This window comes from Streptomyces sp. SAS_272 (genome assembly GCF_052543235.1).
This window is the reverse complement of the sequence record NZ_JBMNDR010000095.1, coordinates 15,858-34,459: the sequence shown is the minus strand read 5'-3', so window position 1 is coordinate 34,459 and position 18,602 is coordinate 15,858. Positions and strand designations below refer to the sequence as shown.

Below are 18,602 nucleotides of genomic sequence, written 5' to 3'. Positions count from 1 at the left end.
GGGCCCGCGCGAGGAGCGCGGGCGCCGCCCGAGCGACGTGGAAGGCGAGGAAAGCGAAAGGACTGGTTTCATAAGGAGAGTTGAGAAGGAAGCCCCTTCATGGCCTCGCCGCCGCTGACGCTAGCACTCACTCCGGGATCAGGTCGCGCAGATTTTCGAGCGTGACGACCCGGGAGCCGGGACGCAGGCCCTCGGGACGTTCCAGGCCGATGTACGTCACGGGTTCGTCCGGCACCGGCCCGCCGGCCCAGAGGTCCACGGCGGTGGCGCCGTCGGACATCAGCCCGATCAGATACCGCACCGTCAGCTGTTCGCGTTCCACGAGCGCGCGCACCAGCGTGGACACCGACGCCTGGTTCTCCTCCACCCGGTTGGCCGACGGCATGCCCCGCAGGTACAGGTGGAGCCACTTCGCCCGCCAACGGCCGTCGTCCCCGCGCCGGAACACCAGCGGCAGCGCCACGCGGCCCACCCCGCGCAGCTCCGACTTCATCCGCACCGTGCGCGGCTCGAACGGCCGGCCCTTCTGCTCGGCGTCGCGCACCATGAAACCGAAGAACGACTCCTCGACCTCGTCGAAGCCCTCGCCGGTGTAGATGTTGACCTGCGGGACGATGAACGCGCTGCGCACCTGGTCCAGGGACAGGTCGATGAACTCCGAGGCCCCGTCGGGCGCCTCGGTGACATCGCCCGAGTGCGTGCCCCCGACGGCTTCGAGAGATGTGTAGGAGAGCCACGAGTCGGTGCTGTAGTCGCCGTGGAGAAGCTGCGCCGAGAGGTCGTAGTCGGTCCGCTGCTCGGCCTCCTTCCAGTACACGAAGAAGCGCAGCCGGTCGCCGGTGACCGCGGAGACCGACCCCCGCGGCAGAACGCCCAGCCCGGCGGCGGTGGCCCTGCCGCTGAGCGGGAGCGCCACGTCCAGCACGTCGGGGTCGAGCAGCAGCCTGCCCGGCGCCGGGAGCCTGCGGCGCAGGTCGGCGTCGAGGGCGTCGACCAGGCGATCGCGGTCGGCGGCCGCTACGGGTTTCCGGACGTCGGGCCTCACCCAGGCCCGGCCCCGGCGGTTGACGAAGACCCGCAGGCGGTCGCTCTCCCGCTCCCGGTTGTGGAAGTGCTCGCGCACCGCGAGCACGACCCGGCCGGAGACCTCCGGGGCGACCCGCACGGCGGCGGCCACCACCGCGTCCCGTTCCGCCTGGCCGGCGGCGTCGCGCACCAGCATGTCCAGGGCCCGGAACAGCCTGCCGGGAGCCGACTCCAGCAACCGCACCGCACCGAGGAGATCGGACGCGTCGAGCAGCTTCTCGACACGGCTGCCGAAGGACCGAGCCTCCTTCTCGCCCCGCGCCACGGCGAACACGTCGGCGGCGTGCGGCCACCGGGGGTACTCGTGCGGGTGGAGCCGCTCACCGAGCCGTTTGAAGGGCTCGCGGTGCGCGTGCACATCGGCCAGCTTGGCGGGGTTCCCCGCGACCAGGGCGTCGAGGCCCGCGAGCAGCGCGCGACGGGCCGGCCTCGGCAGCGCACGGAACCTGGTCGGCTCCTGCAGCGTCACGTCGCCGCCCGACAGGGCGCAGGCCAGCCGCAGCACATCGGTGACGGTGTCCAGCAGGAGGCCCGCGCCCACGGCGAGACGGGCCTCGTTGACGACGGCCCGGTTCTCCCTGACCGGGATCGACTCCGGCTGGGGGCCGAGCGCACACCGCTGGGCGAGGGTTCTCAGGTCGTGCAGGCCGTCCTCGCCCAGCGGCGTCCTGCTGCCCGCCAACTCGAGGTACAGGTGGCTGAGTTCGTCGTCGAGATCCCCGCCGAGGTGCAGGACGGTCACCCGGTCGCCCGCCGAGGCGATGAGCTCGTCCTGCCGCGAGCATCTCCTCGTAGGTGTGCTGGTAACGGCCGTAGGCGGGGAGGCTGAGCAGGTTCAGCACCCCGTCGAGCAGCTGCTTCTGCACCTGGCCGCGCGAGGAGTCGTCGCTGAGCGCCTTCGCCACGCACTGCGCCCAGAACTCCTCCGTGGCCGGCACGTTCGCCGGGAAGTCGATGAAGTACGCGTTGTGCCGGACGTGGTCGCCGGTCATCTCGGCGACGGTGCGCAGTGTCCGCCGTGCGGTGTGCACGACCGCGGCCCGGGACAGCCGCGAGAGCCGTTCCAGGAGCTCCGCCGAGAGCTTGAATCCCACGGTGGTCAGGGCCGCGTCGAACTGCCGCGCGGCGGTGGCGCCGTCCCCGCCTGAGCCCTTGGGGGAGGGGAGGCGGTGGGTGTGCCGGATGACCAGCGATGCGAGACCGTCGTCCATTCGGGGATGATCGCAGAGGTGTGCGAGGGGCGCACAGGAGTTTCCGGCCGCCGGGGGGCCATGGGCGAACGGCCCCCGCCCGCGCGGAGACCGCCCCGCTCGGACGGCGGGATCGGCCGGGAGGGTCGGAGTGACGGGCTGCTCGGAGATCCGGCGCCGCTGCGGATCGCGTCGCCCTGCGGATGTGCCGCGCTGTCAGGGCCGTCCCCGGGCGTGCGCGGCGCGGCGTGCCAGCGAGTCGAGGACCACCGCGGTGTACAGCACCCCGCCGGTGACCATGAACTGCACCGGGGGCTCGACTCCCAGCAGCGCCATGCCGGAGGCGATCGACTGGATCATGAGCACGCCCAGCAGCGCCGACCAGGGCGAGCCGCGCCCGCCGAACAGGCTGGTGCCGCCTACGACGGCCGCGGCGATGGCGTTGATCAGCAGCATGCCGGAGCCCGGCACCTGGCTCGCCGAGGTGAGCCGGGACGCGACGAAGAGGCCGCCGACCGCCGCCAGCGTCCCCGACGCCACGAACACCGCGATCCGCACGCGCGTCACGTCCACGCCGGATCGCCGGGCCGCCTCCACGCCGCCGCCCAGGGCGAGGACCTGCCGGCCGTACGGTGTGCGACGCAGGAAGAGGTCCGAGGCGACGACGACCGCGAGGAAGATCAGCAGGGCGAGCGGCAGCCCCTCGAACCGGTTCAGGACCAGGACGGCGGCGAACGCGACGATCGCGAGCAGGATCGCGCGCGCCCAGATCCCGCTCACCGGCCGGCCGGGCATCCCGGCGGCTTCGCGGCGTCTGCGCTCCCGGAGGGAGGCCAGGAGGTAGGCGACCGGGGCGAGCGTGGCGAGGCCGTAGGTGACGACGGCGGCGCTGAAGTAACGGCTGGTCAGCGTGGCGACCAGACCGGTCTCGCTGAAGTTGATGGCGGTCTCCGTCCCCAGCAGGTAGAGCATCACGCCGTTCCAGGCGAGCAGGCCCGCGAGGGTGACGACGAACGCGGGAACGCCGATCCGGGCGAAGGAGAACCCGTGCACCGCCCCGGCGGCCGCGCCGCACAGCACGGCGATGATCACCGCGAGCCACTCCGGTATCCCGAGGTTCACGTTGAGCGCCGCGAAGACGGCGCCCGCGAGGCCGGCGAGCGAGCCCACCGACAGGTCGATCTCGCCGATCAGCAGCACGAAGACGATCCCGACGGCGATCATGCCGGTGCCGACGATGTCCACGCTGAGCACGGACAGGTTGCGCGGCGAGAGGAAGTTCGGGTCGAGGATCTGGAAGATCGTCCAGGTCACCACGAGGGCGAGCAGGACCGGGACCGGGCCGAGGTCGTGTGCGTGCAGCCGGCGGACCACCGCGTCGGCGCCCGCCCGGAGGGCTGCGACGCCGCGCCGTGGCCCGTCGCGCAGCCGTCCGGCGTCGGGCGCGTCCTCGTCGGCGCGCGCCCCGTTCTCCCTCCCCGTCACGGCCAGGTCTCCTCGGCCCGTGTCGAGCGGTGGCCGACGGCGTTGTCCGACGCGCCGGTGATGGAGGCGATGATCTGCTCCTGGGAGGCGGTGTTCACGTCGAACACGCCGTTGTTGCGTCCGAGGCGCAGGACGGCGATCCGGTCGGCGACGGCCTTGATGTCGCCCATGTTGTGGCTGATGAGGAGCACCCCGAGGCCCCGGTCGCGCAGCTGCTCGATGAGGTCCAGGAGCTGACTCGTCTGCTCGACGCCCAGGGAGGCGGTGGGCTCGTCCAGCAGGAGGAGCCGGGGCTCACCGAGGAGCGAACGGGTGATCGCGACGACCTGTCGCTGACCGCCGGACAGGCCGGCGACGGGCACCCGCACGTCGGGGATGCGGATGGACAGGGTGTGCAGCAGATCGCGGGTGCGGCGCTCCATCTCGACCTCGTCGAGGACGCCGAGCCGGTGGATCTCCCGGCCGAGGAACAGGTTCCCGACGACATCGAGGTTGTCGCACATCGCGAGGTCCTGGTAGACGGTCGCGATGCCCAGCAGCTGGGCGTCCTGGGGGCGCTTGATCTGTATGGGTGTGCCGCGCCACTCGATGACGCCCCGGTCGGCGGGTCCGACGCCCGAGATCACCTTGACGAGCGTGGACTTGCCGGCCGCGTTGTCGCCCACCAGGGCGACCACCTCTCCGCCCCTGATCTCCAGCTCCACGTCCACCAGCGCCTGGACGGCGGCGAACCGCTTGGAGACGCCGCGCAGCGCCAGCAAGGGCTGAACCGCCACGGGCCACCTCCTGTCGGTTTCCGGCAATGCCCGTCAGATGAGTCCGGCTTCGGCGCAGGCGGTCCGCAGACTCGGGGGACAGATCTGAGCGATGGTGTACATACCATCCTTTACCAGAGTCTCCTCGATGGTGCCGACGGTGACGGGGACGGCGGGGAGCAGGACCGCGGGGATGTCCTTCGTGGTGGTGTTGCTGACGGTGTCGGTGGCGATGGATCCGACCGACTCGCCGCGTCCCACCGCGACGGCCATCTCGACCGCCGCGTCGGCGGCCGGCTTGAACGGCTTGTAGACGGTCATGTACTGGTCGCCCCTGACGATGCGGCGCACGGCCACGAGGTCGGCGTCCTGGCCGGTGATCGGCGGCAGCGGACGCACCTCGGCGGCCCGAAGTGCGGAGATCACGGCGCCGGCGAGGCTGTCGTTGGCGGCGAGGACGCCGTCGATGCGGTCTCCGCCCAGCGCGGCGATGGCGCTCCGCATGTCGACGAAGGCGTTCTCCGGACGCCAGCCGACGACGTCGTAGGACTTGCCGACCTTCACCTTGCCCTGGAGGACGGAGAGAGCTCCGCGCTTGAACCAGGCGGCGTTGGGGTCGGTCGTCGCGCCGTTCATCATGACGATCTGTCCGCCGTCCGCCTTCGCCCCCATGCCTGTCAGGAGCCCCTCGCCCTGGAGCCTGCCGACCTGTGCGCCGTCGAAGGTGACGTATCCGGAGATCGGTCCCTGCGCGAGCCGGTCGTAGGCGACGACCGGAATGTCGGCACGGTGCGCGGCCTCGACCGAGGGGCGCAGCAGCTCCGGGTCGACGGCGGCGACGATCAGCACGTCCACCCCCCGCGTGATCATGGATTCCAGCTGCTGCCGCTGGACCGCCGGGTCGGGCGTGGCGGCGACGGTGAGCGGGCAGTGCGGGCACAGTTCCTTCAGCTTCTTCGCGATCAGGGGCCGGTCGAACTGCCCGAAGCGGGAGGCGCCGCCGCCCGGGAGCAGCAGTCCGACCGTGGGGTCGTCCTTCCCGCCGCTGCCTCCGCCGTCCCCGGCGCAGGCCCCGGACAGGGCCAGGACGGCGGCGACCGTGAGCGCCATGAACGCACGGCCGAGGGAGCGGCCCTTCCCGGCCGGAAGGCTGACACGAGGACCCATCTTCGGTTCCTTAGGGAATTTTTGTCAGATTTTATCCCATGGTGAGCGAATCCTGCCCGGCGTAGTGACGTCTGCCGCCCTGTCCCGTTCCGGTCGGCGAACGGCCTGTCGCGAGCGTCTGAGGCGCCCGCACGTCAGGAGCCGAGGCGGCGATGGTCCTCCTCGTCCCACTTGCGGGTGTCGCGCGGCTGGACGTACGGCTCCTCGTCGGCCGGGTGGCCGCCGGCGACGGCGCGCTGACGCACCAGCTCCGCGTCGAACTCCAGGCCCAGCAGAATCGCCAGGTTGGTGATCCACAGCCACACCAGGAAGACGATCACGCCCGCGAGCGTGCCGTACGTCTTGTTGTACGACCCGAAGTTCGCCACGTAGAGCGCGAACCCGGCGGAGGCGATCATCCAGATGAGCAGCGCGAGGAAGCTCCCCGGAGTGATCCAGCGGAAGCCGCGGACCCGCGCGTTCGGGGTCGCCCAGTACAGCAGCGCGATCATCATCGTGACCAGAACGACCAGTACCGGCCATTTGGCGATCGACCACGCGGTCAGTCCGGCGTCGCCCACCCCGAGGGCGGTGCCCGCCTGCCGTGCGAGTCCGCCGGTGAACACCACGATCAGCGCGCTGATCACGGCCATCACCATGAGGACCACGGTGACGCCGACGCGGACCGGCAGCACCTTCCAGACCGGCCGGCCCTCGGGGACGTCGTAGACCGCGTTGGCGCTGCGGATGAATGCGGCGACGTAGCCGGACGCCGACCACACCGCGAGCACCAGACCGACGATGGCCATGACCGAGCCCAGCCCGCTGCCGCTCTGCATCTGCCGCACGGCGTTGCGCAGGATGTCCTGTGCGGGCCCCGGGGCGAGCTTTTGGATGTTGTCCAGCACCTGCTGCGTCGCCGACTGCCCGATGATGCCCAGCAGGGACACGAGTGCGAGCAGCGCCGGGAAGAGCGCCAGGATCCCGTAGTAGGTGAGGGCCGCCGCCCGGTCGGTCAGCTCGTCCTTCTTGAACTCCTTGAGCGTGCCTTTGAGTACTGCTTTCCAGGTGTGTCCGGGCAGTTTCGCCGGACTGTCCGGGGCCCGCTCCTCCACCTGTGCGTCCGGCCCCGCGGTGTGGGTCTGATCCTGCTCGTGCTCGTCCGCCCCCGCGGTGTGGGCCTGCCCATCCACCTGCTCGTTCGCCCCCGCGGTGTGGGCCTGCCCATCCACCTGTTCGTCCGGCCCCGTGCCGCGGGGCCCGCCCTTCCCCGCCTCGGGGGCGGCCGTGCCGTGTCCGTTGTGCCGTCCGTGCAGCTTCAGTGTCCTGACCATGCCGCTCGGGTATCCGCCCTCACACGGCCTATGCGCACATTTTCTACATATCGGACATCGGCGGTGGTGGCCGGGCGATGCCGGCGACGTGTGCCCGGGCGGCCTGCGCCCGCCCGCGCTCCCGACGTCCGCCACCGCGGTCGGACGCAGGCCAGACGTACGGCAGATCGTCGGGGACGTCCGGGAACCGTGCCGTGTAGAACGTCGGGTCCTTGCGTACGAGCGCCGACCGGTGACTGCGGTGGAACGGTCCGTCGCCCAGCCACGGCGGCAGCTCGCGGGCCTCGGCGAGCTCCTCCTGGGTGCGGACGCCGGACCGTCGGCCGCCGAACCCGGCCATCAGCGAGGCGGCGCAGGTGTCCGCGCGCCCGGTCGCCGTCCAGACGCCGCAGATCTCGAGGCCGTAGCGCACCAGGGCCTCCTCGTAGCCGGTCCACATGCGCACCGCCGGATGATGGCGCCATCCGTAGCCCGCGACGGTCAGGCCGCGCAGCACCTGCAGCGCCTCCACGCGCTGTTTGCCCAGTCGCCGCGGATCCAGGGCGGCGGCCGATGCGGTGAAGTCCGGATACGGCAGAAAGGTCTGCATGGTCCGCTCCGCGTACCCCGGATGCCGCGACCGGCACACCGGGCCGGCGCGGAGCGTGCGCGGCCTGCGCGTTTCGGGTCGGCCCCGGCACGGAACCCACATGTCGCCGGGACACCGGGGAAGCCGACGGTGACCACCACGACGCACACCAGGGAGGCGCGGACCGCATGGACCGTGACGAGGCCGAGGACCGACTGCTCGACGGGCTGACAGTGGACGACCGCCGCCCGGAACAGCCGGTGCTGCTCGACGACGCCGGCCGGCCCATCACGACGTGGCGCGAGAACTATCCCTACAGCCGGAAGATCGGGCGCGCGGAGTACGAGCGCGCCAAGCGCGTCCTGCAGATCGAGTTGCTGAAACTTCAGCGCTGGATCAAGGACACCGGCGGTCGGCTGGTCGTGATCTGCGAAGGACGGGACGCGGCGGGCAAGGGCGGCACCATCCAGCGCTTCACCGAACGGCTCAACCCCCGGGGCGCCCGCATCGTGGCGCTGTCCCAGCCCACGGAGCGCGAGAAGGGGCAGTGGTACTTCCAGCGGTACGTCGACCACCTCCCCGGACCGGGTGAGATGGTCTTCTTCGACCGCTCCTGGTACAACCGGGCCGGGGTCGAACGGGTCATGGGGTTCTGCACGCCACGCGAACACGGGCTCTTCCTCAAGCAGTGCCCGCTCTTCGAGGACATGCTGGTCGAGGACGGCGTCATCCTGGTGAAGTTCTGGTTCTCGGTGTCCCGGGCCGAGCAGCGGACGCGGTTCGCGATCCGCCAGGTCGACCCGGTGCGCCAGTGGAAGCTGTCGCCCACCGATCTCGCCTCCCTGGACCGCTGGGACGAGTACACCACCGCCAAGGTCGAGATGTTCCGCGCCACCGACACCGGCCATGCGCCCTGGACGGTCGTCAAGACCAACGACAAACGACGGGGCCGGCTCGAAGCCATGCGCAGTCTCCTGCACCGCGTCGAGTACGCGGCCAAGGACGCCGACGCGGTCGGCCGTCCGGATCCGCTCATCGTCGGCGCCGCGGCCACCCTCCTGGAGCCGGGCGAGGAGGACACCGTCCTCTCGCCGACTCCGCTCACCCCGCAGACCGAGGGCCCCGGACGGCATCCCGGCGGCACGGCCTGATCCGGACGGGAGGCCCCGGTCGTGAACGGCAGGTCAGGGCCCTAGAGACGGCGCCGTCGACGTCGCAGGCAGCCGGCCGCGGCCAACAGGCCTGCCGTGGTGAGGGTCGCGCCGATGCCGACGTCCCAGCCGGACGGGCCGGCGGTGACCGCGCCGCCGACGCCGCCCCGGACGCCGAGGGTGGGCAGCGGCGCCGGGCTGCTCGAGGCGGGCGCGGAACTGCTGACGACCGGCGCGGGGCTGGTCGGCCGCGGTGCGGGGATGCTCGTCGCGGGAACCAGCGTCGGCAGCGACCGGTGGGGAAGCGCCTCACAGGCGATGCCGTCGTCCGGGCCCGGGTCCTCGTCGAGCCGGTTGGGGTCGCTGGGATCCTGGTCGAAGACGGCCTGGGCGTCTTCCTGGTAGGTGAAGTCGCCGCAGTTCAGGTCCTGGGCGTGGGCGACGCCGCTCAACAGAGCGACGGTCAGGATCGCGGCGGCTATGCCTGCGACGGTGGCACGGCGTGGCATGGGCGTCTCCTCCCGGCCGAGGTGGCCTTCGCCTCGACGCTAGGCAACGACCGGCGTCGCCGCGCGAGGCGAGGGGCCAACCGGGTGCACGCGCCCTGCCGCGGGCGGTCGTCATGCCCGGGTTCCGCAGGCCGGGGGGTCGGTGGGTCGTGCCGGGAGCCACCGAACCGCAGCCTGCGGCGCCGAGGCGGGCTCGGTGGTCGAGCCCTGGATCACAACCCCGGTGGTTGAGCCCTGAACCACGGCTGAAACTCCTTGCATGATTTTGCGCAAGAACTGTCGGGACGGTGAGGATGACGCTCGTTCACCACCTCCCGACCCCCGAGGGGCATGCCATGACTCGTCCTCCGATGCGCGCGGGCGTGCTCGCCGTCGCCGCACTCGCCTGGCTCCTCCCCGGCGCCGGCGCCGGCCGGGCCGCGGACGACGCCCCGGAGCCCGCGCCCGACTGCGTGCACCACAGCTCCGACTGGCGTTACACCACCGTCGTCAACGACTGCGCGGCCACCCAGGACGTCACGGTGGAGTACCTCGACGGCCAGCCGGCGCCCTGCCGCCGTATCGCACCCGGCGACCGGGCCACCTTCGCCGGATACGGGCCGCAGCTGAACTACGTCACCGGAGTGCGCACCTGCGTGGTCGCCGCCCCCTGATCCGGCCACCCGGGCCCGGCAGCCAGGCGCCTCCCTGTCGCCCGGTCCGTAAGAGTGGTCCATTTGCCCGGTCCGTATGCCTTTCTCGCCGGTGGGCGGGTACTCGGCCGGCACCGCACGATGAAAAGGGGTGATGACGATGGCTGAGACGGGCCGGTACGGCGTCTCCGGCGACCACGGCGCCCGAAGCGCCGAGGACGGCGGGGAGTCGGTCGGCGCACTGGTGCAACGCGCCTCGCAGCAGCTGAGCGAGCTGGTGCGCGGCGAAATGCGGCTCGCGCAGGCGGAGATGGTCGAGAAGGGGAAGCGGTACGGCAAGGGCGGCGGACTGTTCGGCGGGGCGGGGCTCTTCGGCGTCCTCACCCTGCAGGCGCTGATCGCCGCCGCGATCGCCGGGCTCGCGGTGCCGCTCCCGGTGTGGGCTGCCGCCCTGATCGTCACGGGCGTGCTGGCGGTGATCACCGCCGTGCTGGCGCTGACCGGCAAGAAGCAGGTCGGCCGGGCCGCCCCGCCGATGCCCGAGCGCGCCGTGGAAAGCGTGAAAGCCGACGTGTCGGAGATCAAGGAGAGTGCACGACGATGACCCAGCCCTCCCAGAACGAGCCCACGGGCCCCGACGAGCTGCGCCACCGGGTCGAGCGGACGCGCCATGAACTCGGCGCGACGGTCGAGTCGCTGGCCGCGAAGACGGATGTGAAGGCCCGCGCCCAGGAGAAGGCCGCCGAGCTGAAGGAACAGGCGAGCACGAAGGCGACCCACCTGTCGGAACAGGCGGGCGCGAAGGCGACACACCTGTCGGAACAGGCCAGGGCGAAGGCGGCCGAGGCGGCCCACGCCCTGGAGGACAAGGTCCCCGCCCCGGTGAAGGACAAGGCGGCCGCGGCCGCGGGGCAGGTCAGGACCAGGGCGGAGCAGGCCGAACAGCTGTGGCAGGACAAGGCGCCCGAGCCGGTCCGTGACCACCGCAAGGCGGTCATCGGCCTCGCCGCGGCGGCCACCCTCGCTTTCCTGCTCCTGCGACGCGGCCGGAAGTAACCCCGACGCCGCCCCGGGCGCCGCCACGCTCACCGAGCGGGCGGCGCCCTTTCCTGTCCGTGGGCGACTCCCGGGCGACTTCTGCGGCGTGCCGACTCCTTGACCGCCGGTCGGCCCTCCACGATGCTTGTTGCGATCCATGAGATGTGTGCCGTAATAAGCAACATCAAGGACTGCTCTCGCAGGCGCTCTTGGGTTCCCGCAGTTCCCGCAGTTCCCGTAGTTGTCGTAGTTCTCGTATCAGCCGAGGAGTGGCCATGACGCACCAGGTCCGTGCCGTCGTCGCGCGGGGCAAGGGCGCCCCCGTCAGCCTGGAAACGATCGTGGTGCCGGACCCGGGTCCCGGTGAGGCACTGGTGAAGGTCGAGGCCTGCGGGGTCTGCCACACCGATCTGCACTACCGCGAGGGTGGCATCAGCGACGACTTCCCCTTCCTGCTCGGCCACGAGGCCGCCGGAGTGGTGGAGGCCGTGGGGGCGGGCGTCACCGACGTAGCCCCCGGTGACTTCGTCATCCTCAACTGGCGTGCCGTGTGCGGGCAGTGCCGGGCCTGTCTGCGCGGCCGGCCCTGGTACTGCTTCGCCACCCACAACGCGAAGCAGCGGATGACCCTCCTGGACGGCACCGAACTCTCGCCGGCCCTCGGCATCGGCGCGTTCGCGGAGAAGACGCTGGTGGCGGCCGGACAGTGCACCAAGGTCGACCGCGCAGCCTCCGCCGCCGCGGCCGGACTGCTCGGCTGCGGCGTGATGGCGGGCATCGGCGCGGCCATCAACACCGGACAGGTCGGGCGCGGTGACAGCGTGGCGGTCATCGGCTGCGGCGGCGTGGGAGCGGCGGCGGTCGTCGGGTCGAACCTGGCGGGCGCGTCGAGGATCGTCGCGGTGGACATCGACGACCTCAAGCTGGAGACCGCGCGGAAGCTGGGCGCGACCCACACCGTGAACGCCAGGGAGACCGACCCGGTCGAGGCGATCCGCGAGCTGACCGGCGGCTTCGGCGCGGACGTGGTGATCGAGGCCGTGGGCCGTCCGGAGACGTACCTGCAGGCGTTCCACGCCCGCGACCTGGCCGGCACGGTCGTCCTCGTCGGCGTGCCGACGCCCGAGATGAAGCTGGAACTGCCGCTGCTGGACGTCTTCGGCCGCGGCGGCGCCCTCAAGTCCTCCTGGTACGGCGACTGTCTGCCCAGCCGGGACTTCCCGATGCTCATCGACCTCTATCTCCAGGGCCGTCTGGACCTGGACGCCTTCGTCACCGAGACCATCGCCCTGGACGAGGTCGAGAAGGCCTTCGAGCGGATGCACCGCGGCGACGTGCTGCGCTCGGTGGTGACCTTCTGATGGCCGGCGTCACCGTCGAACGGCTCGTCACCTCGGGAACGTTCGCGCTGGACGGCGGGGTCTGGGACGTGGACAACAACGTGTGGATCGTCGGCGACGCCGAGGAGGCGGTGGTCATCGACGCCGCGCACGACGCCGACGCCATCGCCGACGCCCTCGGCGGGCGCACCCTGCGGGCCATCGTGTGCACCCACGCCCACAACGACCACATCGACGCCGCGCCGGCGCTCGCGGACCGCACCGGCGCCCCGATCCTGCTGCACGGCGACGACCTGCCGCTGTGGAAGCAGACCCACCCCGACCGGGCGCCCGACGGCGAGCTGGCCGACGGGCAGGTGCTCACCGTGGGCGGCGTCGAGCTGACCGTGCTGCACACCCCGGGCCACGCCCCGGGCGCGGTCTGCCTCCATGCGCCCGCTCTACGGGCCCTCTTCAGCGGGGACACGCTCTTCGCCGGCGGCCCGGGAGCGACCGGGAGGTCGTACAGCGACTTCCCGACCATCGTCGGCTCCATCCGGGACCGGCTGCTGACCCTGCCGGGCGACACGACCGTGCACACCGGTCACGGGGAGACGACCACCGTCGCGGCGGAGGCCCCGCATCTGCAGGAGTGGATCGACCGGGGCCACTGACGTCCGCCGGCGTGGAACGCGCGCCCGCTCCCGGTTCGTCGGTACGTCCAGACGGGCGCGCGCGTGTGCCGATGCGGGGCGGGGCCGTTGCCGTCGGCCCCGCCCGGCACGGGGCGAGGCCGCCCTGCCCGACGGTGCCCCCCGTTCTGTTGCCTATCGCGCTTGGAGTTCCATGATGTGCAACGCCAATTCGTCACCCGTCCCGGCTCTTGGATGCCTTGACAAGCATTCTGGGCGACCCCAGACTGATGTTGCGCTTACCGCAATCCGTTTCGCTATACGCACCGAGGTGTCATGATGATTCCCGCGTGCCGTCTCGCCGATCTCCCGCGAGGCGAGGCCTACCGGCTCGACATCGACCCGCCGGTCTCGGTGTTCCACACCGACGACGGCGAGCTCTTCGCCATCGACGACACCTGCACCCACCAGGACGCCTCGCTCGCCGACGGCTGGCTGGAGGGCTGCGAGGTGGAATGCCCCCTGCACGCCTCGAAGTTCGATCTCAGGACCGGCGCGGTGGACTCGCCGCCGGCCAAGCTCCCCGTGCGGACGCACGAGGTCGTCGTCGAGGACGGCATGATCCACGTCCGGCTGTCCATGGACGCTCCCAACCTGCCGCCCTGCATCGCGGCGCGGCTCGCCCCGGGCCCCGCGTGAGAACCGTGGCCGTGGTGGGCGCCTCGCTCGCCGGACTGTCGGCGGCGCGCTCACTGCGCGGACAGGGCTACGACGGGCGGCTCGTCGTCATCGGCGACGAACTCCACCGCCCCTACGACCGGCCCCCGTTGTCCAAGGAGTTCCTCGCCGGCGCCGTCACGGAGGCCGACCTCGCGCTGGAGACGGACGACGAGGACCTGGGGGCCGAATGGCTGCTGGGCGCCCGAGCCGTCGGGCTCGACCGCCGCGAGCGCGCCGTCCGGCTCGCCGACGGCCGGCAGGTCCGCGCCGACGGTTTCGTCATCGCGACCGGCGCGGCCGCGCGCACCCTGCCCGGCGCCGAAGGGCTGGCCGGCGTCCACGTCCTGCGCACCCTGGACGACGCACGCGCCCTGCGGGACGAGCTGGCCGCCGGCGGACGGCTGGCGGTGATCGGCGGCGGTTTCATCGGCGCCGAGGTCGCCTCCACCGCATACGCCCTCGGACTCGACGTGACGGTGATCGAGGCGGCCGCGACACCGCTCGCCGCGGCGCTCGGCGAGACCATGGGCGCCGTCGTGTCCGGGCTCCACGCGGACCACGGCGTACGTCTGCGGTGCGGCGTGGGCGTGAAGGGGCTCAGCGGGGAGCGGCGTGTCAACGCCGTCCTGCTCGAGGACGGCAGCAGCGTCCCCGCCGACATCGTGGTGGTCGGTGTGGGCGCCCGCCCGTGCGTCGAGTGGCTGGAGGGATCCGGCGTCGAGCTCGACAACGGCGTCAAGTGCGGCGCCGACGGCCGGACCGGACTGGGCGGGGTGGTGGCCGTCGGCGACTGCGCCAACTGGTACGACCCCCGTACCGGCGCGCACCGCAGGGTCGAGCACTGGACCGGTGCGCGGGAGCGGCCGGACGCCGCCGTCGCGGCCCTGCTGTCCTGGGGCGAGACGGAACCGGGCCTGCCGAAGCCGCCGTACTTCTGGTCCGACCAGTACCGCGTGAAGATCCAGTTCGCCGGTCACTCGGCCCGCGCCGACAGCGTGGGCATCGAGGAGGGCGCCCCGGGCGACCGCAACGTCCTGGCCGTCTACCGGCGGGCGGGCCGGCCGGTCGCCGTACTCGGGATGAACCAGCCGCGGCTGTTCACCCGCTGGCGCAAGCAGCTCGCGGCCGTGCCGGCCTGACACCGCCTACGAGCCGTACCGGGCCGCCGACCAACCGGGTCCGCGGCGCAGTTCCACACCCAACGCCGTCCGGAGTCGCTGTTCCCGGCGCGTGACTGACCCCTCCACGACGTTCCCCGAGGAGTGCACCGTGACCTCGACCAGCCTGCCGGACAGTCTGATCGCCACCCTCTCCGGCTCCTCCTACACCGATCCCGGGATCTTCGCCCAGGAGCAGGAGCGCATCTTCGAGACGATGTGGTTCTGCGTCGCGCGCGCCTCCGAACTGGCGAAGCCGGGCGCCTTCCGCACCGTCGACGTCGGCCGCGAGAGCATCCTGGTCACCCGCGCCCGTGACCACTCCGTCCGCGCGTACTTCAACGTCTGCCGGCACCGCGGGGCCAAGCTGTGCACCGAGGAGTCGGGCGAGGTGAAGCGGGCCTTCCAATGCCCGTACCACGCGTGGACCTACGACCTGAACGGCAAACTCGTCGCGGCGCCGAACCTGACCAAGATGCCTGACGTCGGCCGCACCGAGTTCGGCCTGGTGAGCGTGGCCACCCGGGAATGGCTCGGCTACGTCTGGGTGTGTCTGGCGGAGAACCCGCCCTCCTTCGAGGAGGAGGTGATCGGCGACGTCGTCAGCCGGCTGGGGGACGTGGAGTCGATCGAGCACTACGACATCGACAACCTGTCGGTGGGCCGGCGGATCGTCTACGACGTCAAGGCGAACTGGAAGCTCATCATCGAGAACTTCATGGAGTGCTACCACTGCGCCACGATCCACCCGGAACTGACCGAGGTCCTGCCGGAGTTCGCCGACGGCTACGCCGCGCAGTACTACGTGGGCCACGGCGCCGAGTTCGGCGCGGAGGTCCAGGGGTTCACCGTGGACGGCTCGGAGGGCCTGGACCGCATCCCCGGCGTCGCGGACGACCAGGACCGCCGCTACTACGCGATCACCGTGCGGCCGCAGGTGTTCATCAACCTCGTGCCGGACCATGTGATCTTCCACCGCATGTACCCGGTGGCGGTCGACCGCACGATCGTCGAGTGCGACTGGCTCTACCTGCCGCACGTCGTCGAGAGCGGCAAGGACGTCAGCCGGTCCGTGGAGCTCTTCGACCGGGTCAACCGGCAGGACTTCGACGCCTGTGAGCGCACCCAGCCCGGGATGAGCTCGCGGATGTACGCCAAGGGGGGCGTGCTGGTGCCCAGCGAGCACCACATAGGCGCCTTCCACGACTGGGTGCACGAGCGGCTCGGCACCCGGCGGGCGTGACGGCGGCCGCCGCGCGGCTCAGCCCAGGTAGCCCATGCGGTGACTGATCTCCTCCGCGCCCTTCAGCAGCACCGGAGCCAGTTCGTGCAGACGTTCCTCGGTGAACCGGTAGGAGGGCCCGGAGGCGCTCACGGCGGCGATCACGTCGCCCTCCCGGTTGCGGATCGGCGCGGCCATGGCGTGCAGGCCGATCTCCAGCTCCTCCCGGGCCCAGGCGTAACCGCGCTCCCGGGCCTCGGCCAGGTTCCGCTCGAGCTTCGTCTTCGCCGTGATGGTGTGCGGGGTGACCTTCTTCAGGCCCGCCTCGGCGAGCAGCGCGGTGCGCTGCTTGGCCGGCAGGTGGGCCAGCAGGATCTTGCCGCTCGAGGTGGCGTGCAGCGGGGTCAGCTGGCCGACCCAGTTCTGCGCGGTGACGGCGCCGGGGCCGCGCACTTGGTAGAGGTTGACCGCGTAGTGCTCCTGGAGCACGGCGATGTTGACCGTCTCGCCGATCTCCTCCGCCAGTTCCTCGCACACCGGGCGGCCCTGCTGGGTGAGGTCGATCCGCCCGGTGACCGCGCCGGCCAGACGGACGATCCCGAAGCCGAGTCGGTACTTGCCGCGGTCGCCGGCCTGTTCCACCAGTCCGCGCGCTTCCAGGGCGCCCAGCAGGCGGAACGCGGTGGACTTGTGAACGTCGATCTCGGCCGCGACCTCGCTGACGCCCGCCTCGCCGCGCTGGGCCAGGATCTCCAGGACGCTGATGGCGCGGTCGACCGACTGCACGCCACCGGCCTGGGGAGTGGATGTTTCTGTGTCAAGGCTGTAGTTGCTCACAGCGAAACTATACGCGCAGTAAACAACGCGATTGCAAGTGTCGGGGCCCGGAACCCGGACATCGGAAGTTGCGTGGCACGCAACCTGGTGCGTATGGCGGGACCGGTACTAGCATGCGTCCCGTATCTACGGCGCGAGCGAGACGAGGCACCATGGCTACGCAGTACGACTTCGTCATCGTCGGCGGCGGTTCGGCCGGCAGCGCATTGGCGAACAGACTCTCCGCGGACCCGGCCCACCGGGTGCTGGTCCTGGAGGCCGGCCGGTCCGACTACCCGTGGGACGTCTTCATCCACATGCCGGCCGCGCTCACCTATCCGATCGGCAGCCGGTTCTACGACTGGAAGTACGAGTCCGAGCCGGAACCGCACATGGGCGGGCGGCGCGTCTACCACGCGCGCGGCAAGGTGCTGGGCGGCTCGAGCAGCATCAACGGCATGATCTTCCAGCGCGGCAACCCCATGGACTACGAGCGCTGGGCCGCCGATCCCGGGATGGAGACCTGGGACTACGCGCACTGCCTGCCCTACTTCCGGCGGATGGAGAACTGCCTCGCGGCCGACCCCGACGACGAGTTCCGCGGCCACGACGGCCCCCTCGTCCTGGAACGCGGGCCCGCCTCCAACCCGTTGTTCGGCGCCTTCCTCAAGGCCACCGAGGAGGCCGGTTACGCCCCCACGGACGACGTCAACGGCTACCGCCAGGAGGGCTTCGCCAAGTTCGACCGCAACGTCCACCGCGGCCGCCGGCTGTCGGCCTCGAAGGCCTACCTCAAGCCCGTCCGCAAGCGCCCCAACCTCACCGTCCGCACCCGCTCGCTCGTCACCCGCGTCCTCTTCGAGGGCAAGCGGGCCGTCGGGGTCGAGTACCGGCGCGGCCGGGGCCCGCTCCAGCAGGTGCGCGCCAAGGAGGTCATCCTCTGCGGCGGCGCGATCAACTCCCCCCAGTTGCTGCAGCTCTCCGGCGTCGGCAATGCGGAGGAACTGCGCGCCCTCGGCGTCGACGTCGTCCACGACCTCCCGGGCGTCGGCGAGAACATGCAGGACCACCTGGAGGTCTACGTCCAGTACGCCTGCCGGCAGCCGGTGTCGATGCAGCCCTACATGGCGAAATGGCGCGCCCCCTTCATCGGGCTGCAGTGGCTCTTCCGCAGGGGGCCTGCGGCCACCAACCACTTCGAGGCCGGCGGCTTCGCCCGAAGCAACGAGGACGTGGACTACCCCAACCTGATGTTCCACTTCCTGCCCATCGCCGTCCGCTACGACGGCTCCTCGCCCTCCGGCGGCCATGGCTACCAGGTGCACGTGGGTCCGATGTACTCCGACGCCATCGGCTCGGTGAAGATCAAGAGCAAGGACCCCCGCGAACATCCGGCACTGCGCTTCAACTACCTCTCCACCGAGCAGGACCGCCGCGAATGGGTCGAGGCGATCCGGGTGGCCCGCAGGATCCTCGACCAGCCGGCCCTCGCCCCGTACAACGACGGGGAGATCTCCCCCGGACCGAAGGTGGAGTCGGACGAGGAGATCCTCGCCTGGGTCGCCGAGGAGGGCGAGACGGCCCTGCACCCGTCCTGCACCTGCAAGATGGGCACCGACGAGATGGCGGTCGTCGACCCGGCGAGCATGCGCGTGCACGGCCTGGAGGGCCTGCGGGTGGTGGACGCCTCGGTCATGCCGTACGTCACGAACGGCAACATCTACGCCCCCGTCATGATGATCGCCGAGAAGGCCGCCGACCTCATCCTCGGCAAGAAGCCGGCGGCGCCGTCGGCGGCGGCCTACTACCGCCACCGCGACGCGCAGCTGCGGGCGGAGTAGG

General features: G+C 71.5%; 16 protein-coding genes and 2 pseudogenes. 10 read left to right on the top strand and 8 right to left on the bottom strand.

Going from position 1 to position 18,602, the window contains the following annotated elements:
* Positions 1 to 127 precede the first annotated feature (127 nt).
* The 6 genes and pseudogenes from ACN6LD_RS35765 to ACN6LD_RS35740 form a co-directional block, all read right to left on the bottom strand.
* Positions 128 to 2,297, bottom strand: a pseudogene (locus ACN6LD_RS35765) (TerD family protein).
* A gap of 195 nt (positions 2,298 to 2,492) precedes the next feature.
* Entirely contained in the window at positions 2,493 to 3,761 is a 1,269-nt protein-coding gene (locus ACN6LD_RS35760) for a sugar ABC transporter permease (protein ID WP_415924826.1), read from the bottom strand.
* On the bottom strand, positions 3,758 to 4,537 hold the full coding sequence (locus ACN6LD_RS35755) for an ATP-binding cassette domain-containing protein (RefSeq protein WP_319187683.1): 780 nt from the start codon (positions 4,535 to 4,537) through the stop codon (positions 3,758 to 3,760). Before ACN6LD_RS35755 ends, ACN6LD_RS35760 begins: the two co-directional genes overlap by 4 nt.
* A gap of 33 nt (positions 4,538 to 4,570) precedes the next feature.
* Positions 4,571 to 5,683, bottom strand: coding sequence for a sugar ABC transporter substrate-binding protein (locus ACN6LD_RS35750; RefSeq protein WP_445045329.1), 1,113 nt, complete (start codon positions 5,681 to 5,683; stop codon positions 4,571 to 4,573).
* A 134-nt stretch (positions 5,684 to 5,817) separates the two neighbouring features.
* Positions 5,818 to 6,996, bottom strand: coding sequence for a YihY/virulence factor BrkB family protein (locus ACN6LD_RS35745; RefSeq protein ID WP_445045328.1), 1,179 nt, complete (start codon positions 6,994 to 6,996; stop codon positions 5,818 to 5,820).
* 130 nt (positions 6,997 to 7,126) lie between these two features.
* Positions 7,127 to 7,585 (bottom strand): annotated as a pseudogene (locus ACN6LD_RS35740) (MSMEG_6728 family protein); the annotation flags it as partial.
* A 167-nt stretch (positions 7,586 to 7,752) separates the two neighbouring features.
* On the opposite strand from ACN6LD_RS35740, the gene ppk2 reads away from it, so the two are divergent.
* Positions 7,753 to 8,715, top strand: coding sequence for a polyphosphate kinase 2 (gene ppk2 / locus ACN6LD_RS35735; protein WP_319187677.1), 963 nt, complete (start codon positions 7,753 to 7,755; stop codon positions 8,713 to 8,715).
* 41 nt (positions 8,716 to 8,756) lie between these two features.
* On the opposite strand, the gene ACN6LD_RS35730 is transcribed toward ppk2, so the two are convergent.
* Positions 8,757 to 9,224, bottom strand: a complete 468-nt coding sequence (locus tag ACN6LD_RS35730; RefSeq protein ID WP_319187675.1) for an excalibur calcium-binding protein — start codon at positions 9,222 to 9,224, stop codon at positions 8,757 to 8,759.
* 335 nt (positions 9,225 to 9,559) lie between these two features.
* Here ACN6LD_RS35730 and ACN6LD_RS35725 point away from each other — a divergent pair, with 335 nt between their 5' ends.
* From ACN6LD_RS35725 to ACN6LD_RS35690, 8 genes are all read left to right on the top strand, one after another.
* Entirely contained in the window at positions 9,560 to 9,877 is a 318-nt protein-coding gene (locus ACN6LD_RS35725; protein WP_319187674.1) for an alpha-amylase, read from the top strand.
* Positions 9,878 to 10,016: 139 nt separating this feature from the next.
* Positions 10,017 to 10,460, top strand: coding sequence for a phage holin family protein (locus ACN6LD_RS35720; protein WP_319187673.1), 444 nt, complete (start codon positions 10,017 to 10,019; stop codon positions 10,458 to 10,460).
* Complete coding sequence (locus ACN6LD_RS35715) at positions 10,457 to 10,912, top strand: DUF3618 domain-containing protein (protein ID WP_319187671.1); 456 nt, start codon at positions 10,457 to 10,459, stop codon at positions 10,910 to 10,912. Before ACN6LD_RS35720 ends, ACN6LD_RS35715 begins: the two co-directional genes overlap by 4 nt.
* Positions 10,913 to 11,169: 257 nt before the next feature.
* A complete protein-coding gene (locus tag ACN6LD_RS35710; protein WP_319187669.1) occupies positions 11,170 to 12,255 on the top strand; it encodes an S-(hydroxymethyl)mycothiol dehydrogenase in 1,086 nt (361 codons plus the stop codon).
* Entirely contained in the window at positions 12,255 to 12,887 is a 633-nt protein-coding gene (locus tag ACN6LD_RS35705) for an MBL fold metallo-hydrolase (RefSeq protein ID WP_319187667.1), read from the top strand. Before ACN6LD_RS35710 ends, ACN6LD_RS35705 begins: the two co-directional genes overlap by 1 nt.
* Before the next feature lie 294 nt (positions 12,888 to 13,181).
* Positions 13,182 to 13,544, top strand: coding sequence for a bifunctional 3-phenylpropionate/cinnamic acid dioxygenase ferredoxin subunit (locus tag ACN6LD_RS35700; RefSeq protein ID WP_319187665.1), 363 nt, complete (start codon positions 13,182 to 13,184; stop codon positions 13,542 to 13,544).
* Positions 13,541 to 14,704 carry an NAD(P)/FAD-dependent oxidoreductase gene (locus ACN6LD_RS35695; RefSeq protein ID WP_319187663.1) on the top strand — a complete coding sequence of 388 codons (1,164 nt, stop codon included), beginning with the start codon at positions 13,541 to 13,543 and terminating at the stop codon, positions 14,702 to 14,704. The genes ACN6LD_RS35700 and ACN6LD_RS35695 overlap by 4 nt, the downstream gene beginning before the upstream one ends.
* Before the next feature lie 130 nt (positions 14,705 to 14,834).
* On the top strand, positions 14,835 to 15,965 hold the full coding sequence (locus ACN6LD_RS35690; RefSeq protein ID WP_319187661.1) for an aromatic ring-hydroxylating oxygenase subunit alpha: 1,131 nt from the start codon (positions 14,835 to 14,837) through the stop codon (positions 15,963 to 15,965).
* Positions 15,966 to 15,983: 18 nt separating this feature from the next.
* On the opposite strand, the gene ACN6LD_RS35685 is transcribed toward ACN6LD_RS35690, so the two are convergent.
* Entirely contained in the window at positions 15,984 to 16,730 is a 747-nt protein-coding gene (locus tag ACN6LD_RS35685; protein WP_319187724.1) for an IclR family transcriptional regulator, read from the bottom strand.
* 203 nt (positions 16,731 to 16,933) lie between these two features.
* Here ACN6LD_RS35685 and betA point away from each other — a divergent pair, with 203 nt between their 5' ends.
* A complete protein-coding gene (betA, locus tag ACN6LD_RS35680; protein ID WP_445045327.1) occupies positions 16,934 to 18,601 on the top strand; it encodes a choline dehydrogenase in 1,668 nt (555 codons plus the stop codon).
* The last annotated feature ends 1 nt before the right edge of the window (position 18,602 follow it).